16 protein-coding genes and 1 tRNA gene are annotated in these 18,818 nt (G+C 63.9%); 10 read left to right on the top strand and 7 right to left on the bottom strand.

Annotated features, from left to right (window positions below; genetic code table 11):
• Positions 1-55: 55 nt before the first annotated feature.
• From ppsA to ACEQXV_RS19525, 3 genes are all read left to right on the top strand, one after another.
• Positions 56-2,455, top strand: a complete 2,400-nt coding sequence (gene ppsA / locus ACEQXV_RS19535; RefSeq protein ID WP_370270560.1) for a phosphoenolpyruvate synthase — start codon at positions 56-58, stop codon at positions 2,453-2,455.
• Between the two features lie 72 nt (positions 2,456-2,527).
• Positions 2,528-3,601: a hypothetical protein gene (locus ACEQXV_RS19530; RefSeq protein ID WP_370270558.1), complete on the top strand. Its 1,074-nt coding sequence runs from the start codon at positions 2,528-2,530 to the stop codon at positions 3,599-3,601.
• A 309-nt stretch (positions 3,602-3,910) separates the two neighbouring features.
• On the top strand, positions 3,911-4,537 hold the full coding sequence (locus tag ACEQXV_RS19525) for a response regulator transcription factor (protein WP_370254404.1): 627 nt from the start codon (positions 3,911-3,913) through the stop codon (positions 4,535-4,537).
• Positions 4,538-4,574: 37 nt separating this feature from the next.
• Here ACEQXV_RS19525 and ACEQXV_RS19520 read toward each other — a convergent pair whose 3' ends face one another.
• Positions 4,575-5,177, bottom strand: a complete 603-nt coding sequence (locus tag ACEQXV_RS19520) for a response regulator (RefSeq protein ID WP_370254403.1) — start codon at positions 5,175-5,177, stop codon at positions 4,575-4,577.
• A 273-nt stretch (positions 5,178-5,450) separates the two neighbouring features.
• On the opposite strand from ACEQXV_RS19520, the gene ACEQXV_RS19515 reads away from it, so the two are divergent.
• The 3 genes from ACEQXV_RS19515 to ACEQXV_RS19505 all read left to right on the top strand — a co-directional run bounded on the left by ACEQXV_RS19515 (position 5,451) and on the right by ACEQXV_RS19505 (position 9,750).
• Complete coding sequence (locus tag ACEQXV_RS19515; RefSeq protein ID WP_370254401.1) at positions 5,451-5,951, top strand: molybdopterin-dependent oxidoreductase; 501 nt, start codon at positions 5,451-5,453, stop codon at positions 5,949-5,951.
• 34 nt (positions 5,952-5,985) lie between these two features.
• On the top strand, positions 5,986-8,538 hold the full coding sequence (locus ACEQXV_RS19510) for an ATP-binding protein (protein ID WP_370254400.1): 2,553 nt from the start codon (positions 5,986-5,988) through the stop codon (positions 8,536-8,538).
• A gap of 69 nt (positions 8,539-8,607) precedes the next feature.
• Positions 8,608-9,750, top strand: coding sequence for an NADH:flavin oxidoreductase/NADH oxidase (locus ACEQXV_RS19505; protein WP_370270557.1), 1,143 nt, complete (start codon positions 8,608-8,610; stop codon positions 9,748-9,750).
• Between the two features lie 12 nt (positions 9,751-9,762).
• Here the strand turns inward: ACEQXV_RS19505 and ACEQXV_RS19500 are convergent, their stop codons facing one another.
• Positions 9,763-10,242, bottom strand: a complete 480-nt coding sequence (locus tag ACEQXV_RS19500) for a type II 3-dehydroquinate dehydratase (RefSeq protein ID WP_370254397.1) — start codon at positions 10,240-10,242, stop codon at positions 9,763-9,765.
• A gap of 236 nt (positions 10,243-10,478) precedes the next feature.
• On the opposite strand from ACEQXV_RS19500, the gene ACEQXV_RS19495 reads away from it, so the two are divergent.
• Positions 10,479-11,327 carry an FkbM family methyltransferase gene (locus ACEQXV_RS19495; RefSeq protein WP_370254396.1) on the top strand — a complete coding sequence of 283 codons (849 nt, stop codon included), beginning with the start codon at positions 10,479-10,481 and terminating at the stop codon, positions 11,325-11,327.
• A 135-nt stretch (positions 11,328-11,462) separates the two neighbouring features.
• Here ACEQXV_RS19495 and ACEQXV_RS19490 read toward each other — a convergent pair.
• From ACEQXV_RS19490 to ACEQXV_RS19470, 5 genes are all read right to left on the bottom strand, one after another.
• Positions 11,463-11,537: transfer RNA gene (locus ACEQXV_RS19490), tRNA-Glu, on the bottom strand.
• A gap of 116 nt (positions 11,538-11,653) precedes the next feature.
• A complete protein-coding gene (recJ, locus tag ACEQXV_RS19485) occupies positions 11,654-13,399 on the bottom strand; it encodes a single-stranded-DNA-specific exonuclease RecJ (RefSeq protein ID WP_370270556.1) in 1,746 nt (581 codons plus the stop codon).
• Between the two features lie 3 nt (positions 13,400-13,402).
• Complete coding sequence (gene glpX / locus ACEQXV_RS19480; protein ID WP_370254392.1) at positions 13,403-14,368, bottom strand: class II fructose-bisphosphatase; 966 nt, start codon at positions 14,366-14,368, stop codon at positions 13,403-13,405.
• A 138-nt stretch (positions 14,369-14,506) separates the two neighbouring features.
• On the bottom strand, positions 14,507-15,793 hold the full coding sequence (locus tag ACEQXV_RS19475) for a homoserine dehydrogenase (protein WP_370254390.1): 1,287 nt from the start codon (positions 15,791-15,793) through the stop codon (positions 14,507-14,509).
• Positions 15,794-15,877: 84 nt separating this feature from the next.
• Positions 15,878-16,213: a hypothetical protein gene (locus ACEQXV_RS19470; RefSeq protein WP_370270554.1), complete on the bottom strand. Its 336-nt coding sequence runs from the start codon at positions 16,211-16,213 to the stop codon at positions 15,878-15,880.
• A 36-nt stretch (positions 16,214-16,249) separates the two neighbouring features.
• On the opposite strand from ACEQXV_RS19470, the gene ACEQXV_RS19465 reads away from it, so the two are divergent.
• The 3 genes from ACEQXV_RS19465 to ACEQXV_RS19455 form a co-directional block, all read left to right on the top strand.
• The gene (locus ACEQXV_RS19465; RefSeq protein ID WP_370254387.1) at positions 16,250-16,831 is read left to right on the top strand and encodes a TetR/AcrR family transcriptional regulator; all 582 of its coding nucleotides are present in this window, start codon (positions 16,250-16,252) and stop codon (positions 16,829-16,831) included.
• A 173-nt stretch (positions 16,832-17,004) separates the two neighbouring features.
• A complete protein-coding gene (locus ACEQXV_RS19460) occupies positions 17,005-18,165 on the top strand; it encodes a M24 family metallopeptidase (protein ID WP_370270553.1) in 1,161 nt (386 codons plus the stop codon).
• On the top strand, positions 18,162-18,818 hold a 657-nt coding region (locus tag ACEQXV_RS19455), incomplete at its 3' end, for a nitrilase-related carbon-nitrogen hydrolase (protein ID WP_370270551.1). The genes ACEQXV_RS19460 and ACEQXV_RS19455, both read left to right, overlap by 4 nt.

The raw sequence follows: 18,818 nt of genomic DNA, 5'->3' as shown, positions 1-18,818 counted from the left end.
CGCGGTGCGTTAGCGTCCCCTCGAACCGGCGCCATTTGCGCATGAGGAGGATGAGATGACCGCAAGCACCCCCAACGTGATCGGATTCGAAGAATTGCGCCGCGCCGACGTGGCGCTGGTTGGCGGCAAGAACAGCAGCCTTGGCGAAATGGTGCAGGAACTGGCCGGGCAGGGGATCGCCGTGCCGGGCGGCTTTGCGACGACATCGGGGGCCTACCGTGCCTTTATCGCGGCCAATGATCTTGAGGCGCACATCGCGGACACGCTGGCGCGCTGGAAGTCCAACAAGATCACGCTGGCCGAGGCCGGATCGTCGATCCGGGCAGCGATCGTCGCGGGCGACTGGCCTGCCGATATCGAGGCCGACATCCTTGCCTCCTACGCCAGGCTCAGCGAGACCGCCGGCAAGGCCGATGTCGCGGTCGCCGTGCGGTCCTCTGCCACCGCCGAAGACCTGCCCGACGCGAGTTTCGCAGGCCAGCAGGAAACCTTCCTCAACGTCTCAGGTGGGGCGGACGTTCTGGCCGCCTGCCGCCGCTGCTTTGCCTCGCTCTTTACCGACCGGGCGATCAGCTACCGCGAGGTGAAGGGCTTCGATCACATGGGCGTGGCACTGTCCGTGGGCGTGCAGCGCATGGTGCGCGCCGATACCGGCGGCTCGGGCGTGATGTTCTCGATCGACACGGAATCGGGCTTCGACAAGGTGGTGCTGATCAACGCGGCCTGGGGGCTTGGTGAAAACGTGGTGCAGGGGGCGGTCGACCCCGACGAATACCAGGTCTTCAAGCCCTTCCTCGACGACAAGGGCCTGACTCCAATCGTGGGCAAGCGGCGAGGGGCCAAGGAAATCAAGATGATCCTCGATGCAAGCAGCGCCAGACCTGTGCGCAATGTGCCCACGTCGAAAGCCGAGCGCGCGGCCTGGGTGCTGAGCGACGCGGAAATCCTGTCGCTTGCGCGTATGGCGGCCACCATTGAGCGTCACTATGGCTGCGCCATGGACATGGAATGGGCGCGTGATGGCGACACGGGCGAGTTGTTCATCGTGCAGGCCCGGCCCGAGACGGTGGAAAGCCAGCGCAAGGCGGGCGCTTTGCGCAACTACTCGGTCAGCGGCGAAGGCAAGGTTCTGGCCAAGGGCCTGTCGGTCGGCAACGCGGTTGCCACGGGCCGGGTCTGCCTGATCGAGAACGTGGCCGATATCGACCGGTTCGTCGATGGCTCGATCCTTGTCACCTCGACCACCGACCCCGACTGGGTGCCGGTCATGAAACGCGCTGCCGCGATCATCACCGACCATGGCGGGCGCACGTCGCACGCAGCCATCGTCAGCCGCGAACTGGGGGTGCCCGCCATCGTGGGCACCGGCAACGCCACGCATCTGCTGCATGACGGGCAGGACGTGACAGTGAACTGTGCCGCGGGCGAGGAAGGGCTGATCCACGAAGGGCTGGCCGAGGTCGGGGTGGAAGAGCTTGACCTTTCGACCCTGCCCCAGACCCGCACGAAGATCATGCTCAACATGGCAAACCCGTCGGCCGCGTTCCGCTGGTGGCGGCTGCCTGCCGATGGGGTGGGGCTCGCGCGGATGGAATTCGTGGTCAACAACGCGGTGCAGGTGCATCCCATGGCGCTGATCGAGTTCGACAAGGTCTCCGACCCTGCCGAGCGCGCCGAGATCGAGGCGCTGACTGCGGGCTATGCCGACAAGGGCGACTATTTCGTCGATCAGCTGGCGCTTGGCCTGTCGCATATCGCGGCCTTTGCCTATCCCAATCCGGTCATCGTTCGCATGAGCGATTTCAAGACCAATGAATATGCCGACCTGTTGGGCGGGCGGGCGTTTGAGCCCAACGAGGAAAACCCGATGATCGGCTTCCGCGGCGCGTCGCGCTACACCGATCCGGCCTACCAGCCGGGGTTCGAACTGGAATGCAAGGCGATCAAGCGCCTTCGCGAAGAGATGGGCTTTGCCAATGTTGCGGTCATGATCCCCTTCTGCCGGACCCCGGACGAAGCAGACCGGGTGCTTGGCGTGATGAAGGGTGCGGGGCTGGAACGCGGTGAGGCGGGGCTTGACGTGTTCGTCATGTGCGAGATCCCGGCCAATGTCATCCGCGCCGAGGAATTCGCCGACCGCTTCGACGGATTCTCGATCGGATCGAACGACCTGACCCAGCTGACACTGGGCGTGGACCGCGACAGCGACCGGCTGGCCAGCCTCTTCGATGAAAGCGATCCGGCGGTGCTGTGGATGATCCGCACGGTGATCGAGAAGGCCCGCGCGGCAGGGCGCAAGATCGGGCTGTGCGGCCAGGCACCCTCGAACAACCCGGCCTTCGCGCAACTGCTGGTCGAGGCAGGGATCGACTCGATCTCCGTCACGCCCGACAGCTTCGCGGCCGTGAAAACCCATGTGGCCAAGGCGGAGGCTTTGCAGACGGGACAGGATTGACTAGGCTCCTTGCAAGGGAGGCGTCCAATTCAGGGCGTTCGATTTCAGTTCTGCATTTAATAGGGAGGCCCCATGTCCAAGGCCCGTGTATCCGTCCGTCTGCCCCTGCTGGCATCCGTTGCCCTTCTGTCTGCCCCTGCTTTCGCCGGGCCGCCGGAAGACGCGCCTGTTGCTGGCGCCTCCGAGCGTGTGGTCTTTGACTGCCTCGTCAACGGGCGATCCCTGCGCTTCGATATCGCCGGCGATCAGCTGGCCGATGGGTCCGGCACCGTGACCATGCTGGCCGATGGGGTCTATGCGATCTCGCAGGCGGGGCAGACCTACCTGATCGACGAGACCGGGCTTCAGATCGATTCCGGCCCGGATGCGGGCAAATGGGACTGTCAGCGTGGAACTGTGACCCCGGCAGGCGGCGCCACGGGCTCGGGCGAGGGGTATTTCCCGCAAGGCGACGCCGCGCAACTGGGCCGCATCGTCGAGTTGGAAAACGAGGTCGCCAATCTTCAGGCAGCGCTGACCGCCGCAGAAGGCGATCGCGACGCGGCGGTTGTCGCGCGGGACGTGGCGCAGACCAACCTTGCCACCGCGATGGAGGGACAGGCCGAGACGGCAGCCTTGCAGGCCCGGGCGCAGGAGGCCGAGGCGAGCGCTGCCGCGTTGCAGGCCCAGGTGGCAGAGCTTCAGGGGGCACTGGCTAGCGCTGACGCCGCCGATGCCGAGCAGCAGGCCGCCATGAACGGGCTTGCAGAAGAACTGAACGCCAGCCTGGCCCGCATTGCGGCGCTGGAGGCGCAATTGGCCGCTGCGACCATGGATGCCCCCGTGGAGGAAACAACGGATCAGCCCACAGAGGAGCCTTCGCAGGCCGAGGCAGCGCCGTCAGAGGCGCCTGAAGACAGCGAGCAACCCACCCAGGAGGATGCGGCGGAAGAGGATGTTGATGGCGCCGCAGCTGCAGAGCTGGAAGAAGCGGATGCAGGCCACGGCGACCCATTCGACGCCGATGCCCTCCTTGCCGAACTTGCCGAGGCTGATCTCAGCCCGATCGCCCGGGCCGCGCTGAGCGCGGCGGTCGAACAGGCGCGGGAAAACCCCGCTCTTGCCCCGGAAGTGTTGGCGCGGGTTGAACGGGCAACGGGCGGATGACACCTATGTTTTCGGTAAAGGTTCTTAGCATTTTGTGATACTTGGAGCCCGTTTCACTATCCTTCGATATGATCACAATCTATATGTATACTTAATGGTGGGTTGTTGTCTTTGGATGCAATTTGCATAGCCGATTGGTGTAATCTCCTATACCTCTTGCCAGTCGTCATTGTGCCAATTGTGGACTACTTCGGTAACTGTCGCGCAGATGTCAGCGCGTAATGATGGTGTAACTACTTCGCACCTTGATCGTTCAGCGGGACCGCTGCGGTTATTTCCAGCGAAGAAATAGATCGAAGGAGCTGGGCAGTGTTGAACACTAGTGGCGGGAAAACAAAAGTTCTTATCGCAGATGATCACCTGCTTCTGGCAGAAGCTGTTTCTGCGATGTTGAGTGGTCTCGGGACTTACGACGTTGAAATCGTCAAGGATTTTGAAGGAGCCCTGGAGCGTCTCAAGAAAGGCGATCTTGATATCCTGATGCTGGATCTGCGCATGCCGGGCATGCATGGCGTTGAAAGCATTCAAAGCGCTCTCGACAATGCGCATGGCGCCAAGGTTGTCATCTTCTCGGGCAATGTCGATGCGCCGCTGTCAAAGGCCGCGCTTGAACTGGGCATCCATGGCATCATCGAAAAGGACCTGTCGATCAAGTCGCTGGACAGCATCCTGAACCTCATTATGTCGGGGCAGGTCTTCATGCCGCTCAAGATGGCAGAAGGCAGCGTTCAGACCGGACGCGGGGAAGACCTCAACACTGTCGAGGTATCTGTTCTGTCGCGGGCAGCCGAGGGCATGAAGAACAAGGAAATCGCGTCCGACCTTGGAGTCAGCGAAGTCACGATCAAGATGCATATGCGCGCGATCTGCCGCAAACTGGGCGCACGCAACCGGGCCCACGCATCCATGGTCAGCCGCGAGCTTGGCATCATCTGATCCAGCTTTAGATTGAGCAGTTCCAGAGCGCAGCCTGTCAGAGCAGGTTGCGCTCTTTTGCGATCAGGGCCGCCTGAGTGCGGTTCTTGGCGTCGAGCTTGCGGCACAGCGTTTTGACATGCAGCTTGATCGTCACTTCCTGCAGGTCGAGGTCGCGGGCGATCTCCTTGTTGGATTTTCCCTCGCACAGGCCGCGCAACACGTCCGTTTCGCGGCGGGTCAGGTTGCCGACCTTTTCGGCCTGGGCCACGTGCATGTAGTCGAAAGGCAGGAAAATCTTGCCATCTGCCATGTAGCGAATGGCACTGACGATGGATTTCGCGCCAAGCGTCTTGGGGATGAAACCGATGGCACCGCCATGAATGGCCTCGTGGGCAATGGCGGGGGTCGCGTTGCCCGAAAGGATTGCCACCGGGCCATCCCCGTTGGCGGCTTTCACGCGCTTCAACCCGTTCAGCCCTTCCATCCCGGGCATCTGGTAGTCGAGAAGGACCAGGTCAAACGTGCCTTCCTTGGCGATCAGCGCCACGGCGTCGTCGGTGCAACTCGCTGTCAGCACTTCGGAAATGCCTTCTGACTTCAGAAACATCGCAAGGGTGTCTCGCACAAGGTCGTGATCATCTGCGATAAGGATTTTCATGCGCTCTTCTTCCTGAAGCCTTTCTTTGCATTAGCCTATAACACCGACTACCGCATTGGAACCGACCGCTGATCCTTTTTCCCAGAAAACAAGCGTGCGTGGATATTCTTTAGTTTCCAATTGGCAGTGAGTGCACAGCACGCGTACGTGCAGAAACCTATACCAAAGTATACAATACTATTCGTAGGCTCAGGTGATTTTATCCCGTTTTCGTGCCAACAATCGAACGCGCATGCGAGCTGCGTGAAGCGATTTGAAATCAAGGGGAAATGAATGAAAACTCTCTTTAAGGTGAGCGCGGCAGCCACGGTCCGGGCCATGTTTGCCGCGACACTGTTCATGTTTTGCGCGCAGTCCGCACTTGCCCAGGATGAGATTGTCCTGACGGTCACGGGAACCGCCGAACCCGCAGAGTTCACGATGGCAGAGCTTCAGGCCATGCCGGTCACCAGTTTCGAAACCACGACGATCTGGACCGAGGGGGCGCAAAGCTTTACCGGCGTGTCCCTGCACAGCTTTCTGGCAGAGCTCGACGTCGAGGGTGGAACGCTGAACGCAGCAGCGATCAATGACTATGTCGTCGAGATTCCGGTCGCGGATGCTGTCGAAGGCGGGCCGATCATCGCCTATGCGCGAAATGGTGAGGTGATGAGCGTTCGCAACAACGGCCCGCTTTGGATCGTCTATCCCTACGACAGCAATGCCGACTATCAATCCGAAGTGATTTACGCCCGTAGCATCTGGCAGCTTGTTCGCATCGACGTCGTGCAGTGATTGCTTTGCGCCGCTTGGCGAGTGAAGATTAGGTATGCGAGTTTCTGCCAGCCAACGTGGAATATCCTGGGTCGGATACTTCGCCGCGCTTGTCGCGGTGACGGCCTGTTCCATCGGGGTCTGGGTGCTCAGTTCAGATGCCCGCCGTGAAATTGATGCGCTCGCGGTGGCGAATGCCGACAGCATGCAATGGCTCTTGGCGCAGGCCGAAGTCGAGCATCTGATCTTTGCCAACGCGCTGTTATCAGCCGATCCGGAGGATCTGACGAGCCTGCGCGATGTGCGTACGCGTTTCGACGTGTTCTATTCGCGGATTTCCCTGCTGGACAGTTCCCGCAACTTCGTTGACGTGCGCGCCGACCCCGAGGTGCACGCAGCGCTGGCGCGGATCACGACCTTTCTCAATGACACGGTTCCCCTGATTGATGGCCCGGCAGAAGAGCTTGCCGCCGCGCTGGAGTCGCTCTGCGAAGAGGTTAAGGCCCTGCGCGAGGATCTGCGCACGATTTCCCTGGCGGGGGTGCGGGTCTTTGCCGAGGACTCCGAGACGCAGCGCTCGCGCGTCGCCAATGCCCTGCTTGATCTTGCCATTCTGGCCATCCTTCTCTTCCTCGGACTGATCGGCGTGGTGCTGGCGCTGATGCGGTCCTTGGCGGAAGGACAGAGGCGCACCTCTGAAATCCGGGCGGCGCAAAGCCATCTGCGCTCGATCGTGACCACGTCGCTTGATGGCATTCTCGTGGTCGATCAGATCGGGGTTGTCCTCGATTTCAATGGGGCCGCTGAGCGCATCTTCGGCTATGCCCCGGAAGAAGCGATCGGGCAGAGCCTTGCCGAGCTGATCGTGCCCGAGCATCTCAGGGCGGCCCATCACGCTGGGATGAACCGCTATCTGAGCACCGGCAAGAAGCGGGTGATCGACGCGGGGCTTGTCCAGCTGGAAGCGGTGGACAAATCCGGCCGTCTTTTCCCGGTCGAGATGTCGCTTTCGACCGCGGAAAGCGAGGATGGAGAGATCTTCGTCTCCTATATCCGGGACATTTCAGAGCGTGTTCAAGCCGAACAGGAACTCGTCGAAGCCCGCGACCGGGCCCTTGCCGGTGAAAAGGCCAAGGCGAGCCTGCTGGCGGTCATGAGCCACGAGATGCGCACGCCGCTCAACGGTATTCTGGGCAGTCTGCAACTGATCGCCGAAACGAAGCTGACGGACAAGCAACGCGACTACGTCCAGGTGATGGACAGCTCGGGCCGGCTGCTTCTAAACCATGTGAACACGGTTCTGGACATTTCCCGCACCGATGCTGGCAAGACCCAGGCCGCGCGCGAGCCCTTCGATCCAGGCGCTTTGCTGGAAGAGGTGGCCGAAGGTCAGCGGGTTCAGGCCGAGGCCCGGCAGAACCGCATCGAGGTGGCCGAGGAGGCCCGCGCCATTGGCGTCGTGCAGGGCGACCCCGTGCGCCTCCAGCAGGTTCTGATCAATCTCGTGGCCAATGCCGTCAAGTTCACCCGCAACGGCACCATCACGCTTGAAGCAGAGCGCCTTGAAGGCGACTTGGTGCATTTCCGGGTGACCGATACCGGGATCGGCATCGCCGAAGAAAACCTCGACCGCATTTTCGAGGATTTCGTGACCCTGGATACGTCCTACCGCCGCGAGGTCGAGGGAACCGGGCTTGGCCTGGGGATCGTGCGGCGTCTGGTTGGCGTCATGGGCGGTGAAATCGGGGTCGAAAGCTGCCTCGGGGAAGGCACGATCTTCTGGATGGATATCCCGCTACCGGCGATGCGCGGTGCGCTGAGCCCGATCGCCGAGGCAGAAGCCACTGCGTCGCAGGATCCGGTTGCAACTGACCTCTCTGTCTTGCTGGTCGAGGATAACGAGATCAACCGCATGGTCGCGCGCGAGATGCTTCAGGGGCTTGGCTGTGCCGTGTCCGAGGCGGTCGATGGCCTGGCTGGCGTCGAGCGGGCAGAAGAGCGCGCCTTCGATCTGATCTTGATGGATATCAGCATGCCGCGCCTCGATGGGATTGCAGCGACCGAACGGATCAGGGCGGGGAACGGGCCGAACGCCCGCACCCCCATCGTGGCCCTGACCGCGCATGCCCTGCCCGGCGAGGTTGACAGGTTCCGAGAGGCGGGGATGTCTGATGCGGTGGTCAAGCCCATCAGCAAGGATCGCCTGCGCGAGCTGCTGGCGTCGCTCGCCCCCGCCACGTCCGGTTCCGACCCTGAAGAGGAGGACGCCGCTGCGGCGCTGATCGAGCTTCTGGGGGCCGACCGCGCCCGCACGATCATCGGCAAGGCGCATGCCGAATTGTCTGACGCGCTGGATGAGCTGCGTGAAATGGCCGGGCGGGAGGCTCTCCATGATGACATCCGTGCCCTCAGTCACAAGATGGCAGGGACCTCGGCGCTGATCGGGCTGACAGATCTGCGGGCGATCTTCATCGACATTGAACGCGCCGCGGAAAACGAAGACCTTGCTGCCGTGGAGCAAGGGCTCGATGTAGCAGGCATTCAGTTCCTGGCCGACCGCGCACGCATGGACGAGATGCTCGGGCTGGAGGGCATCGGCGCGGCCTGATCCTACCGGGCCTTCCCGTTGCGGGGCGGGTGTGTAATGGTCCGTGTCAATCAACAGGCACGAGGCACCATGTCCGCAATTCCCAAACTGTTCCAACCCCTTGCCCTGCGGGGGATCGAAACCCGAAATCGCGTGGTGATCTCGCCCATGTGCCAGTATTCTGCGCATGAGGGGCATATGGAGGACTGGCACCTCGTTCAGCTTGGGCGTTTCGCCATCGGCGGTGCCGGGATCGTCTTCACCGAGGCGACCGCAGTGCAGAAATGCGGTCGGATCACCCATGGCTGCCCCGGTCTCTGGGCCGATACGCAGATTCCGGGCCATGCACGGGTGGCGCAGTTTGCCCTGCGCAACGGGGCCATTCCCGCCGTGCAACTGGGCCATGCCGGGCGCAAGGCCGGCATGCAACGCCCCTGGTTCGGAAATGGCCCTCTGAACGAGGCCGATTTCGCGCGCGGGGACATGCCCTGGACCCCGGTCGGGGCCTCACCGCTGCCGGTCGCCGAAGGCTGGCCGGTGCCGCATGAGCTGTCGGTGGCCGAGATCGCGACGCTTGTGGAGGATTACGTGGCCGCGACGCGCCGGGCGCGTGAGGCGGGCTACAAGATCGTCGAAATCCACGGGGCGCATGGCTACCTTGTGCACAGCTTCCTGTCGCCGCTGTCGAACAAGCGGACGGATGCCTATGGCGGCGATCTCAAGGGCCGTATGCGTCTGGCACTGGAAATCACCGAGGCCGTGCGTGCGGAATGGCCCGGGGAGCTTCCGCTCTTCTTCCGGACCTCTGCCGTCGATGGCACGCCCGAGGGCTGGACGCTCGATGACACGGTTGTCCTCGCCCGCGAACTGAAGGCGGCGGGCGTCGACGTGATGGATTGTTCGTCCAGCGGCATCGCAGGCGCGGCGACGGCCGCAGGTGGGCAGAAGCGTCAACCGGGTTTCCAGGTGCCCTATGCCGAGAGGGTGCGGACCGATGCCGACATGACCACGATGGCCGTGGGGCTCATCACCCATCCCGTGCAGGCCGAGGCGATCCTGGCCGAAGGCAGGGCCGACCTCATCGCGATCGGACGCGAGGCGCTGGTCGATCCCATGTGGGCCCTGCATGCCGCGCGCGATCTCGGATATGACACCGATTTTGCGACCTGGCCGGCGCAATCGGGCTGGTGGCTGGCCGGGCGGCAGAAGACATCGGATTTCTACAAGCCCTGATACGGGCGTGGCTCAGCGCGGACCGATCCGCAACGGTTCTGGCAGATGGTCGGGCAGGGCGCCCGCAAGCCGTGCAGCTGCCAGCACGGCAACGCTATACCCGTAAGCGCCAAGCCCGCAGATCACGGCTGTTGCGGCCGCGGACAGGATCGAGTGGCGATGCTGCGCATCGCGCGCGTGAATGTTGGAGATGTGCAACTCGATCACGGGCCCGTCGAAGGCCTTAATCGCGTCGAAGAGCGCCACGGAGTGAAAGGACAGCCCCGCCGGGTTGATGATCAGAGCCGAGGAGATACCCCGCTCGCGGTGAATCAGTTCGACCAGATCGCCTTCCCGGTTGGACTGTGCCATGTGCAACTCGATCCCGAGCGAGGCCGCAAGATCCCCGCAACTGGCCTCGATCGCCGCCAGCGTGGTCGCGCCATAGATATGCGGTTCGCGCTCGCCCAGAAGGTTGAGGTTGGGGCCATTGAGAAGGGTGATGCGGGTCATGGCGGCGGTCCTTCGTTCGGGGCGGTCATTCCTAGTCGAATGAGAGCCTTCACCAGACTCCCAATGCGGACAGGTCCGAGTAACCGCAATCACATAAAGACAATGAAGCGACACGAACCAGCAGTCTAGGCTCCAGCCTTTTCGATGGATCGCTTTATAAATTTACGCTAGCCCTGTCTCCGAAAAACTGACGTGCAGATCAAGGGGCTGTCTTGATCCTGTCAAAGGGGACCAAGATGACGATTCTTAGAGCCGCGACCAAATTTTTCTTGCGTCGCTACAAGAAAAACCCACACGAGACCGGCATGCGCGCCGTCTTGCTAGGGGACAGCGTTTCAAATCGTGTCATCCTAGATGGCCTGTTCGAACGTTACTTGCTGCTCGCTCTGGAACGAGAAGTCTTCACCAAGTTTCCGGAACAGGCAATTGCCCTCGACATTGGCGCGAACATCGGAAACCACACCTCTTTCATGGCCAATCGCTTTTCGAAGGTCATTGCATTCGAGCCAAATCCGATCGTGTTTCATGTCCTGATGGCCAACACCTTCGGACGGAACATCGAATGCCACAATATCGGTCTTTCCGACCGGATCGCGCAACTGCCCTTTGTCATCAACTTCCCCAACTATGGTCTTGCTCATATTGCGACGGAAGGGGAGGCGGCTGACATATCGGTGGACGTGCGGCCGCTGGATGAGTTGATGCCTTCCCTCGCGCTAGAGCGTTTGGATTTCATCAAGCTGGACGTGGAAGGGCACGAATACGAAGCACTTCAAGGTGCGCGATCAACAATATCCCGTTTCAAGCCTGTCATCGCTATGGAAGCGATGTATCGCCTGGACCCGGCCTTGGGGGAGGGCACCTTGTCTCTCTTGGAAGATATTGGATACAGGCACTTTTATGAGTTTGCGCCATCACCGGGTTTGCCGGACCGTCTCACTGCCAGCGGTTTTACCTCTGCTTCAAACCCGTTGCGCTATCTCTTTCCGGAAAGCTATCGCAAGGCTGTATCCCTTAAGCCCGTTCCCAATCTGAGAGGTCGAGATAATCACTTGGCTGTCTTGTCGACAGAACCGCTCGTCTGAGACCTCGGCATCGGGATTAAACCTGATGGCGAGCGCAAGTTTAACCGACGTTTTCTCAAGGAATAGCACAGACCGGGAAACTCCAGGTGGCTGCCTGCGGGGCAATCGCTCCAACGTGATCTACAAGGAGATAAGTGGCAGCCCGTAGGGGAATCGAACCCCTCTTTCCAGGTTGAAAACCTGGCGTCCTAACCGATAGACGAACGGGCCACTCAGACGCTGCCGTGGGCGGTTTGACCCGCGCCTTGGCTGGCGTGAGGCGGTGTTTATGAAATGCCCGTGACCCGTGCAAGGGGAAAATTCATGCCACCTGCAATTTTTTCCGCTCAGGCCTGGGCGGCGTCTTCCAGCTTCAACTGCACGCTCTGTCGGCCCTGCCAGCGGTTGATTTCAAGGCGTCCGACCAGGTGGAAGGGACGTCCATCATGGGCCTCCAGTGCCTGCAAGAGGCCACTTGCGGCGGCATTGAACGCGATGGCGTCCAGAACCACCGGGCTACCGTCCGAGAAGCTTATCTTGAGATGTCCGTCACCCACGGGCCGGGTAAAGCGAATGCTCTGCGCCGGGAAGGCGAATCGCGGGGCGGATGCACCGGCGCCGAAGGGGCCTGCGGTTTCCAACTGGTCGATCAACTCCACCGTCGCGCCGCCGGGCATGAGCACGCCATCGACGCGCAGGTCCGCCGGGCCTGCATCGCCCGCGCCCTGGCGCTCCAGCAGTTCCGACAGCCGGTCCATCGCCGGTCCAAGCTGAGCGCGTGTGAGGCTCAGCCCCGCTGCCATGCGGTGCCCGCCCCCCTTGGTAATCAGCCCCTCGGCGGCCAGCTTCTGGATCGAGGCGCCAAGGTCCACGCCGGTGATCGACCGGCCCGATCCCTTGCCCTCGTCCCCATCGAAGCCGATCACCACGGCGGGGCGGTTGGTGGCCTCCTTCAGGCGGCTGGCCACGATACCCACGACACCGGGATGCCAGCCATCCTCGGCGGCCCAGACCAGGGGGGCCTCCAGTCCGCGGGTTTCGGCCTGCGCCAGCGCGGCGTCGCGCACCGCGGCCTCGATCGCGCGGCGGTCGGTGTTGAGATCGTCGAGCCGCTTGGCTAGCGCCATCGCCTCGCCGATATCGGCGGTCGCCAGGAGGCGCGCGCCCAGGTCGGCTTCGCCGATGCGCCCGCCGGCATTCACGCGCGGGCCAATGACATAGCCGAGGTGATAGGATGTCGGGGCCTGGTCGAGCCGAGCCACGTCCGACAGGGCGACCAGCCCCGCCCGGTTGCGCCGCCCCATGACCGTCAGCCCCTGACGCACGAAGGCGCGGTTGACGCCCGTCAGTTGCGCCACGTCTGCGACGGTGGCCAGCGCCACCAGATCCAGCATCGCCATGAGGTCGGGCCCCGTGGCCCCCTCGGCGCGCATCTGGCGGTTGGCCTCCACCAGCATCAGGAAGACGACCGCAGCGGCGCAGAGATGGCCCAGGCTGCCATCTTCGTCCAGCCGGTTGGGGTTCACCACGGCGACGCAGCGCGGCAGCTCTGCCCCGCCGCGATGGTGGTCGAGCACGATCACGTCGGCGCCCGTGGCCGCCGCGATCGGGCCGTGGGACAGGGTTCCGCAATCGACGCAGATGATCAGGTCATGGTCGCGGGCCAGGGCCGCCATCGCGGCCTCGTTCGGGCCATAGCCCTCGTCGATCCGGTCGGGAACATAGAGCGTCGCGCCAAGGCCCATCTGGCGTAGCCAATCAATCAGCAGGGCGGCCGAGCTGCCGCCATCCACGTCGTAATCGGCAAAGACCGCGATCCGCTGACGCCCTTTCACGGCCTCCAGGAACCGCGCTGCGGCGGTTTCCATGTCGCGCAAGCTGCGGGGATCGGGCAGCAGGTTGCGCAAGGCAGGCGCCAGGAAGCTTTCGGCCTCTTCTGGCAGCACCCCCCGACGTGCCAGCACCCGCGCGAGGGGCGGGGTCAGGCGCGCGCTCTGTGCCAGCGCGTCGGCCAGCCGTTCCTGCACCGGGTCAAGCCCGACCCACCGGCGACCGGTGATCGAGCGGTCAACGTCGAGAAACGCCTCGCCCATGCCTCAGCGCGAGGGGTTGCGGTAGACCATCTTGCGCACCGACCCGGTCTTGGAGCGCATCAGCAGCGTTTCCACCGTCAGCCAGCCCACCTCGCGCTTGATGCCATTGAGGATCGAGCCGTTGGTCACGCCAGTGGCCGAGAAGATCACGTCCTTGGTCACCATCTCGTCGCGCGAATAGATCCGGTCGAGGTCGGTGATGCCCGTCTTGGCCGCACGGGCGCGCTCGTCATCGTTGCGGAAGACCAGCTGGCCAAACATCTGGCCGCCCATGCATTTCAGTGCGGCGGCCGCCAGCACGCCCTCGGGCGCGCCGCCCCGGCCCATATACATGTCGATCCCGGTCACGTCGGGTTCGGCACAATGCATGACGCCGGCCACGTCCCCGTCGGTGATCAGACGGATCGCGGCACCCGTGCCGCGCACCTCCTCGATCATCTGCTCATGGCGGGGACGCTCCAGAATGCAGACGGTGATGTCGGAGGGCTGGCAGCGCTTGGCATTGGCCAGCGCCGAGACGCGCGTGGCCGGGTCCATGTCCAGCGTCACGATCCCCTCGGGATAGCCCGGCCCGATTGCCAGCTTTTCCATGTAGGTGTCGGGGGCATGCAGCATCGAGCCGCGCGGCCCCATGGCGATGACGGTCAGCGCGTTCGGCATGTCCTTCGCGGTCAGCGTGGTGCCTTCCAGCGGGTCGAGCGCGATGTCCACCGCCGGGCCTTCTCCGGTGCCGACCTCTTCGCCGATATAGAGCATCGGGGCCTCGTCGCGTTCGCCTTCCCCGATCACCACGACACCGGCGATATCGAGCATGTTGAGCTGGTCGCGCATGGCGTTCACGGCCGCCTGGTCAGCCGCCTTCTCGTCGCCGCGTCCGATCAGCTTGGCCGAGGCGATGGCCGCCGCTTCGGACACGCGGGCAAGGCCGAGAGATAGCATGCGGTCGTTGAAATCGGTGGGGTGAGACATGGGAAGCTTCCAGTTTCGCTTGGGGCGTTTGGCAAAGGGTGTATCGCGCGCGGGGGGGCTCCGACAAGCCGCAGTGCCCCGGATGCGGCGTTTGCGCAGGGGCCGGGCGATTGGGCCGCCCGGCCGGGCCGGATCAGATCAGAGGTTCTCGATCCGCAGGGCGACGGGCTGGCCGATTACCACGTCGGTCTTGGGCAGCGCGGTCAGCGCGTCCTGAAGCGAGGGCGCGGCAACCTTGTGGGTCACGATCAGCACCGGTGCGTCCGATCCGCCGTGGCTGCGCTGGCGCATCCGGTCGATGGAGATGCCGCAATCGCCCAGCACGGCGGCGACCTTGGCCAGCGCGCCGGGTTTGTCCTTGAGCGTGAGACGCAGGTAATAGGGCGCGGCGGTCGCCACGGCGGCCCGGTTGGCCTTGACCAGAGTGGCCACGGGCTGGCCGAAGGTGGTCAGCCGGGTGCCCCGGGCAATGTCGATCACGTCGGACATGACGGCGCTGGCCGTGGGGCCTTCGCCCGCACCGGCGCCACGCAGCACGATCTGGCCCACGGCATCGCCTTCCAGAACCACCATGTTGGTGCCGCCTTCCAGCTGGCCAAGCGGGCTGCGCGCGGGCACCAGACAGGGCGTCATGCGCTGTTCCAGTCCACGGCCCGTCATACGCGCCACGCCAAGCAGCTTGATGCGGAAGCCCATCTCGGCGGCCTGGTTGATGTCCTCGATGGTGACCTGGCCGATCCCTTCCAATGCCACACCGTCGAAATCGACCTGGGTGCCGAAGGCGATGGCAGAAAGAAGCGACAGCTTGTGGCCGGCGTCGATGCCGCCCACGTCGAGATTCGGGTCGGCCTCCAGGTAGCCAAGCTGGTTGGCTTCCTCGAATACCTCGTCATAGCTGAGCCCCGCCGACTGCATCCGGGTCAGGATGTAGTTGCAGGTGCCGTTCATTACGCCCAGGACGCGGGAAATCTGGTTGCCCGCCAGCCCTTCGGTCAGGGCCTTGATCACCGGGATGCCGCCGGCAACGGCAGCTTCGAAGCGGATCACGCGGCCTGCGGCCTCGGCGGTTTCGGCCAGGGCCTGCCCGTGATGGGCCAGCATGGCCTTGTTGGCCGTCACCACGTCCTTGCCAGCGGCAAGGGCGGCCTCGGTCGCGGCCTTTGCGGGGCCGTCTTCGCCCCCCATCAGTTCAACCAGCACATCCACGTCGTCACGCTTGGCCAGGGCGACCGGGTCGTCCTCCCAGGCGTAGCCGGAAATGTCGATGCCGCGATCCTTGTCGCGCGAGCGGGCGGATACGGCCGAGATCGCGATCGGGCGGCCGCTGCGGGCCGCCAGCATGTCGGCATGGGTCTGCACGATCTTCACGACGCCGGCACCCACGGTGCCAAGCCCTGCAATGCCAAGGCGAAGCGGGTCAGTCATGCGGGGTCCTCCGGCTCTGGTAGCGATACTGTTCGCAGAACCTGTTAGCGGCATTGGCGGGGCGGCGCAACGCGCCTTGCGGGCTTAATCGAGCCGGACCGCGCGAAGCAGGGCCGCCCGCCGCCTGAGATCGGCAGCGCGCCACTGAAGGCTGCGCCCCTCGATATCCGCCGAGCGGGGGGCAAGAGCGGCATCCCCGGCCAGCAGGGGGCCGAGCGGCACCAGTTCCGGCCAGTCCGCGCTGCGGCTCTGCGCGCTCATCGCCCGGTCGATTTCGGGGGCCCGCAAGGAGCAGGCCGAAACCAGGAATAGGGCGGTCAGGATCAGAAGGGCACGCATGACGGGTCCGGTGGTGGCAGCTGCGCCCCCGTGATAGCCCGCCGGGGCGGGGAAGGTCCAGCAGGAAGGCGAATTGAACATCTGTTCAAATAGCGCATGAGCCGCTACCCTGCGCCCATGGCACGCAAACAGGGTTCCCACGCCGAAACCACCGGCCCCAAGGTCCGCGACGCCGCGCTGCGGCTCTTCGCCCGGCACGGCTTTGCCGCCGTGTCGATGCGCCAGATTGCCAAGGAGGTGGGGGTGCAGGCGGGCGCGCTCTATCTTTACACCCCGGACAAGCAGACGCTGCTATTCGATCTGATGCGGGAGCACCTGGAGCACCTGCTGAGCCACTGGCAAGTGCCAGAGGGCACGCCGCTGGCGCAGCTGGAGGCGTTCTGCCGCCACCATATCCACTATCACCTGGACCGTCCGGAGCTGGTTTTCATCGCCTATATGGAACTGCGCAACCTCGAGCCGGACAATTTCGCGGTGATCGAGGGGCTGCGGCGGCAATACGAGAACCGGCTGCAGGAAATCCTGACACGCGGACAGGACAGCGGCGACTTTGCGGTGGCCGACAGCAAGCTGGCCACGATGGCGATCATTGCCATGCTGACCGGCGTGAACACCTGGTATCGCGAGGGCGGACGGCTGAAGCGCGCCGACGTGGAAGGCATTTACTGGGACATGGTCCGCAAGTCGGTGGCGGCCTGAACGGTCAGACCGGCCCCGAGGCAGTTTCGCCGCGCCGCTGGCGCGTCGACGGGGGCCGGCCCTGCGGGCGGGGTTTGCCCGCACTTGTCCCGGAGCGACATGAAAAAGGCGCGAACGGGCATGCGCGCGCGGACCCGTGGCGCAGGCTGGACCTCGGCAAGGGAGGGTAGCAGATGCTTGAGGAAGCCAGGGACAGGCACGCGCGGTTTCAGCAGCGATTGGCCGAGGCAGGGGTCGAGGTCGCGCTGATCACGGATGAAGCCTCGATCGGCTATCTCGCCGGGTTCTGGGGCTATCTGTCGGTTGAATTCGGGCGACCCACGGCGCTCGTCGTGCGCCCGGATGCCGACCCGGTCGTGGTCACGCCGCTCATGGAAAGCGAGATGGTGGCCGCGATGACCTGGGTCGATCAGATCGTGACCTGGGAGGACATGGGCAACAATCACTGGGTGCATGTGCTGCCAAGTGTTCTGGGCAATGCGCGTCGGGTGGCGGTCGAGAAAGCCACGCTGCCCGCCCCTTTGCGCAACTGGTTCGACGAGCGCAGGCCGGACACGACCCTGACCGATGTCTCGCCCATCCTTGGTGCGATGCGGATGATCAAGTCGCCCGCCGAGATCGAGGTCATGCGCCAGGCGGGCCAGATTGCGGGTGCCATGATGGGGGCTGCCCATGGCGCGCTGGCGGCGGGTGTGCCGGAATACGAGGCTGCTTTGGCCGTGATCGACGCAGGAACCCGCAAGGCAGCGGGGTTCTTGACCGACAAGGGGTGGGAAGCCTTCGTGTCGCCCATGATCCAGGGATTGCAGATCATGCAATCGGGCAGCGACACCTCGATGGTGCATCGCCGTGCCAGCGTGAAACGGCTGGCCCCGGGCGACCCGGTCTATTTCTGTTTCTGCAACATGGCGCAGTTCAAGCTCTACAAGCTGGGTTTCGACCGGATGTTCTTCATCGAATATGCCAGCGGCGCGGCCATCCGCGTGCAACAGGCCGCCATTGACGCGCAGCAGGCGGCCATCGCGGCGATCCGGCCGGGGGTCACCGCTGAAAGCGTGGCCGAGGCCGCGAATGCCGTCTACCGGGACAGGGGATACGAGACCGGCTACCGGACCGGACGCTCGATCGGCATGAGCTATCTCGAAGCGCCCGAGTTGAAGGCGGGCGACCGGACGGTGCTGCAACCGGGGATGACCTTTGCCGTCGATGGGGGCATTTCGCTCGATGGGCAGTGCGGCGGGCGCATCGGCGATTCCATCGTGGTGACCGAGACCGGCGCCGACTACCTGACCGACTACCCGCGCGAGATCCTCTATTCCGGGCAATTGCCATGAAGGCGGGCGTGTTCCAAAGCGACGGGGCCGGGCTGAGCCGGGCCGACCGCCTGGAGATGCTGGAAGACGCCATCGCGGGGCAGGGGCTGGACCTCGTGGTTTGCCCCGAACTCTTTGCCTGCGGCTATCACATCGGCGACGAGTTGGCGCGGCTGGCGGAAACCGCCGACGGGCCCTTTGCGCAGGCCGTCGAGGCATTGGCGGTGAGGACCGGAACGGCGGTGCTTTACGGCTATGCCGAGCGGGCGGGGCCCCATGTTTTCAACGCTGCACAGGTGATTGGGCCGGGAGGACGCATCGCCCATCACCGGAAATTGGCGATCCCGCCAGGCCCCGAGACGGGGCATTTCAGCGAGGGGCAGGGCTGTGCCCTTTTCGACTTTGCCGGACTGCGCTGCGCTATCCTCATCTGCTACGACGCGGAATTTCCCGAGGGGCCGCGCGCGGCGGCCTTGGCCGGGGCCGAGGTTCTGTTCGTGCCCACGGCGCTGTCGGAGCAGTGGGGAAACGTATCGCGCGAGGTGATGCCCGCGCGCGCTTTCGAAAACGGGATGTGGCTGCTTTATGCCAACCATGCAGGCGTTGAAAACGGGCTGAGATATTACGGCGGCAGCCGCATCATCACTCCGGTGGGGCAAAGCCTGGCCGAAGCG

Origin of the sequence: Nioella sp. (genome assembly GCF_964229645.1) — a bacterium.
GTDB lineage: Bacteria > Pseudomonadota > Alphaproteobacteria > Rhodobacterales > Rhodobacteraceae > Nioella.
Note: the sequence above shows the minus strand (reverse complement) of the source record. Positions and strands in the feature narration are given on the sequence as shown.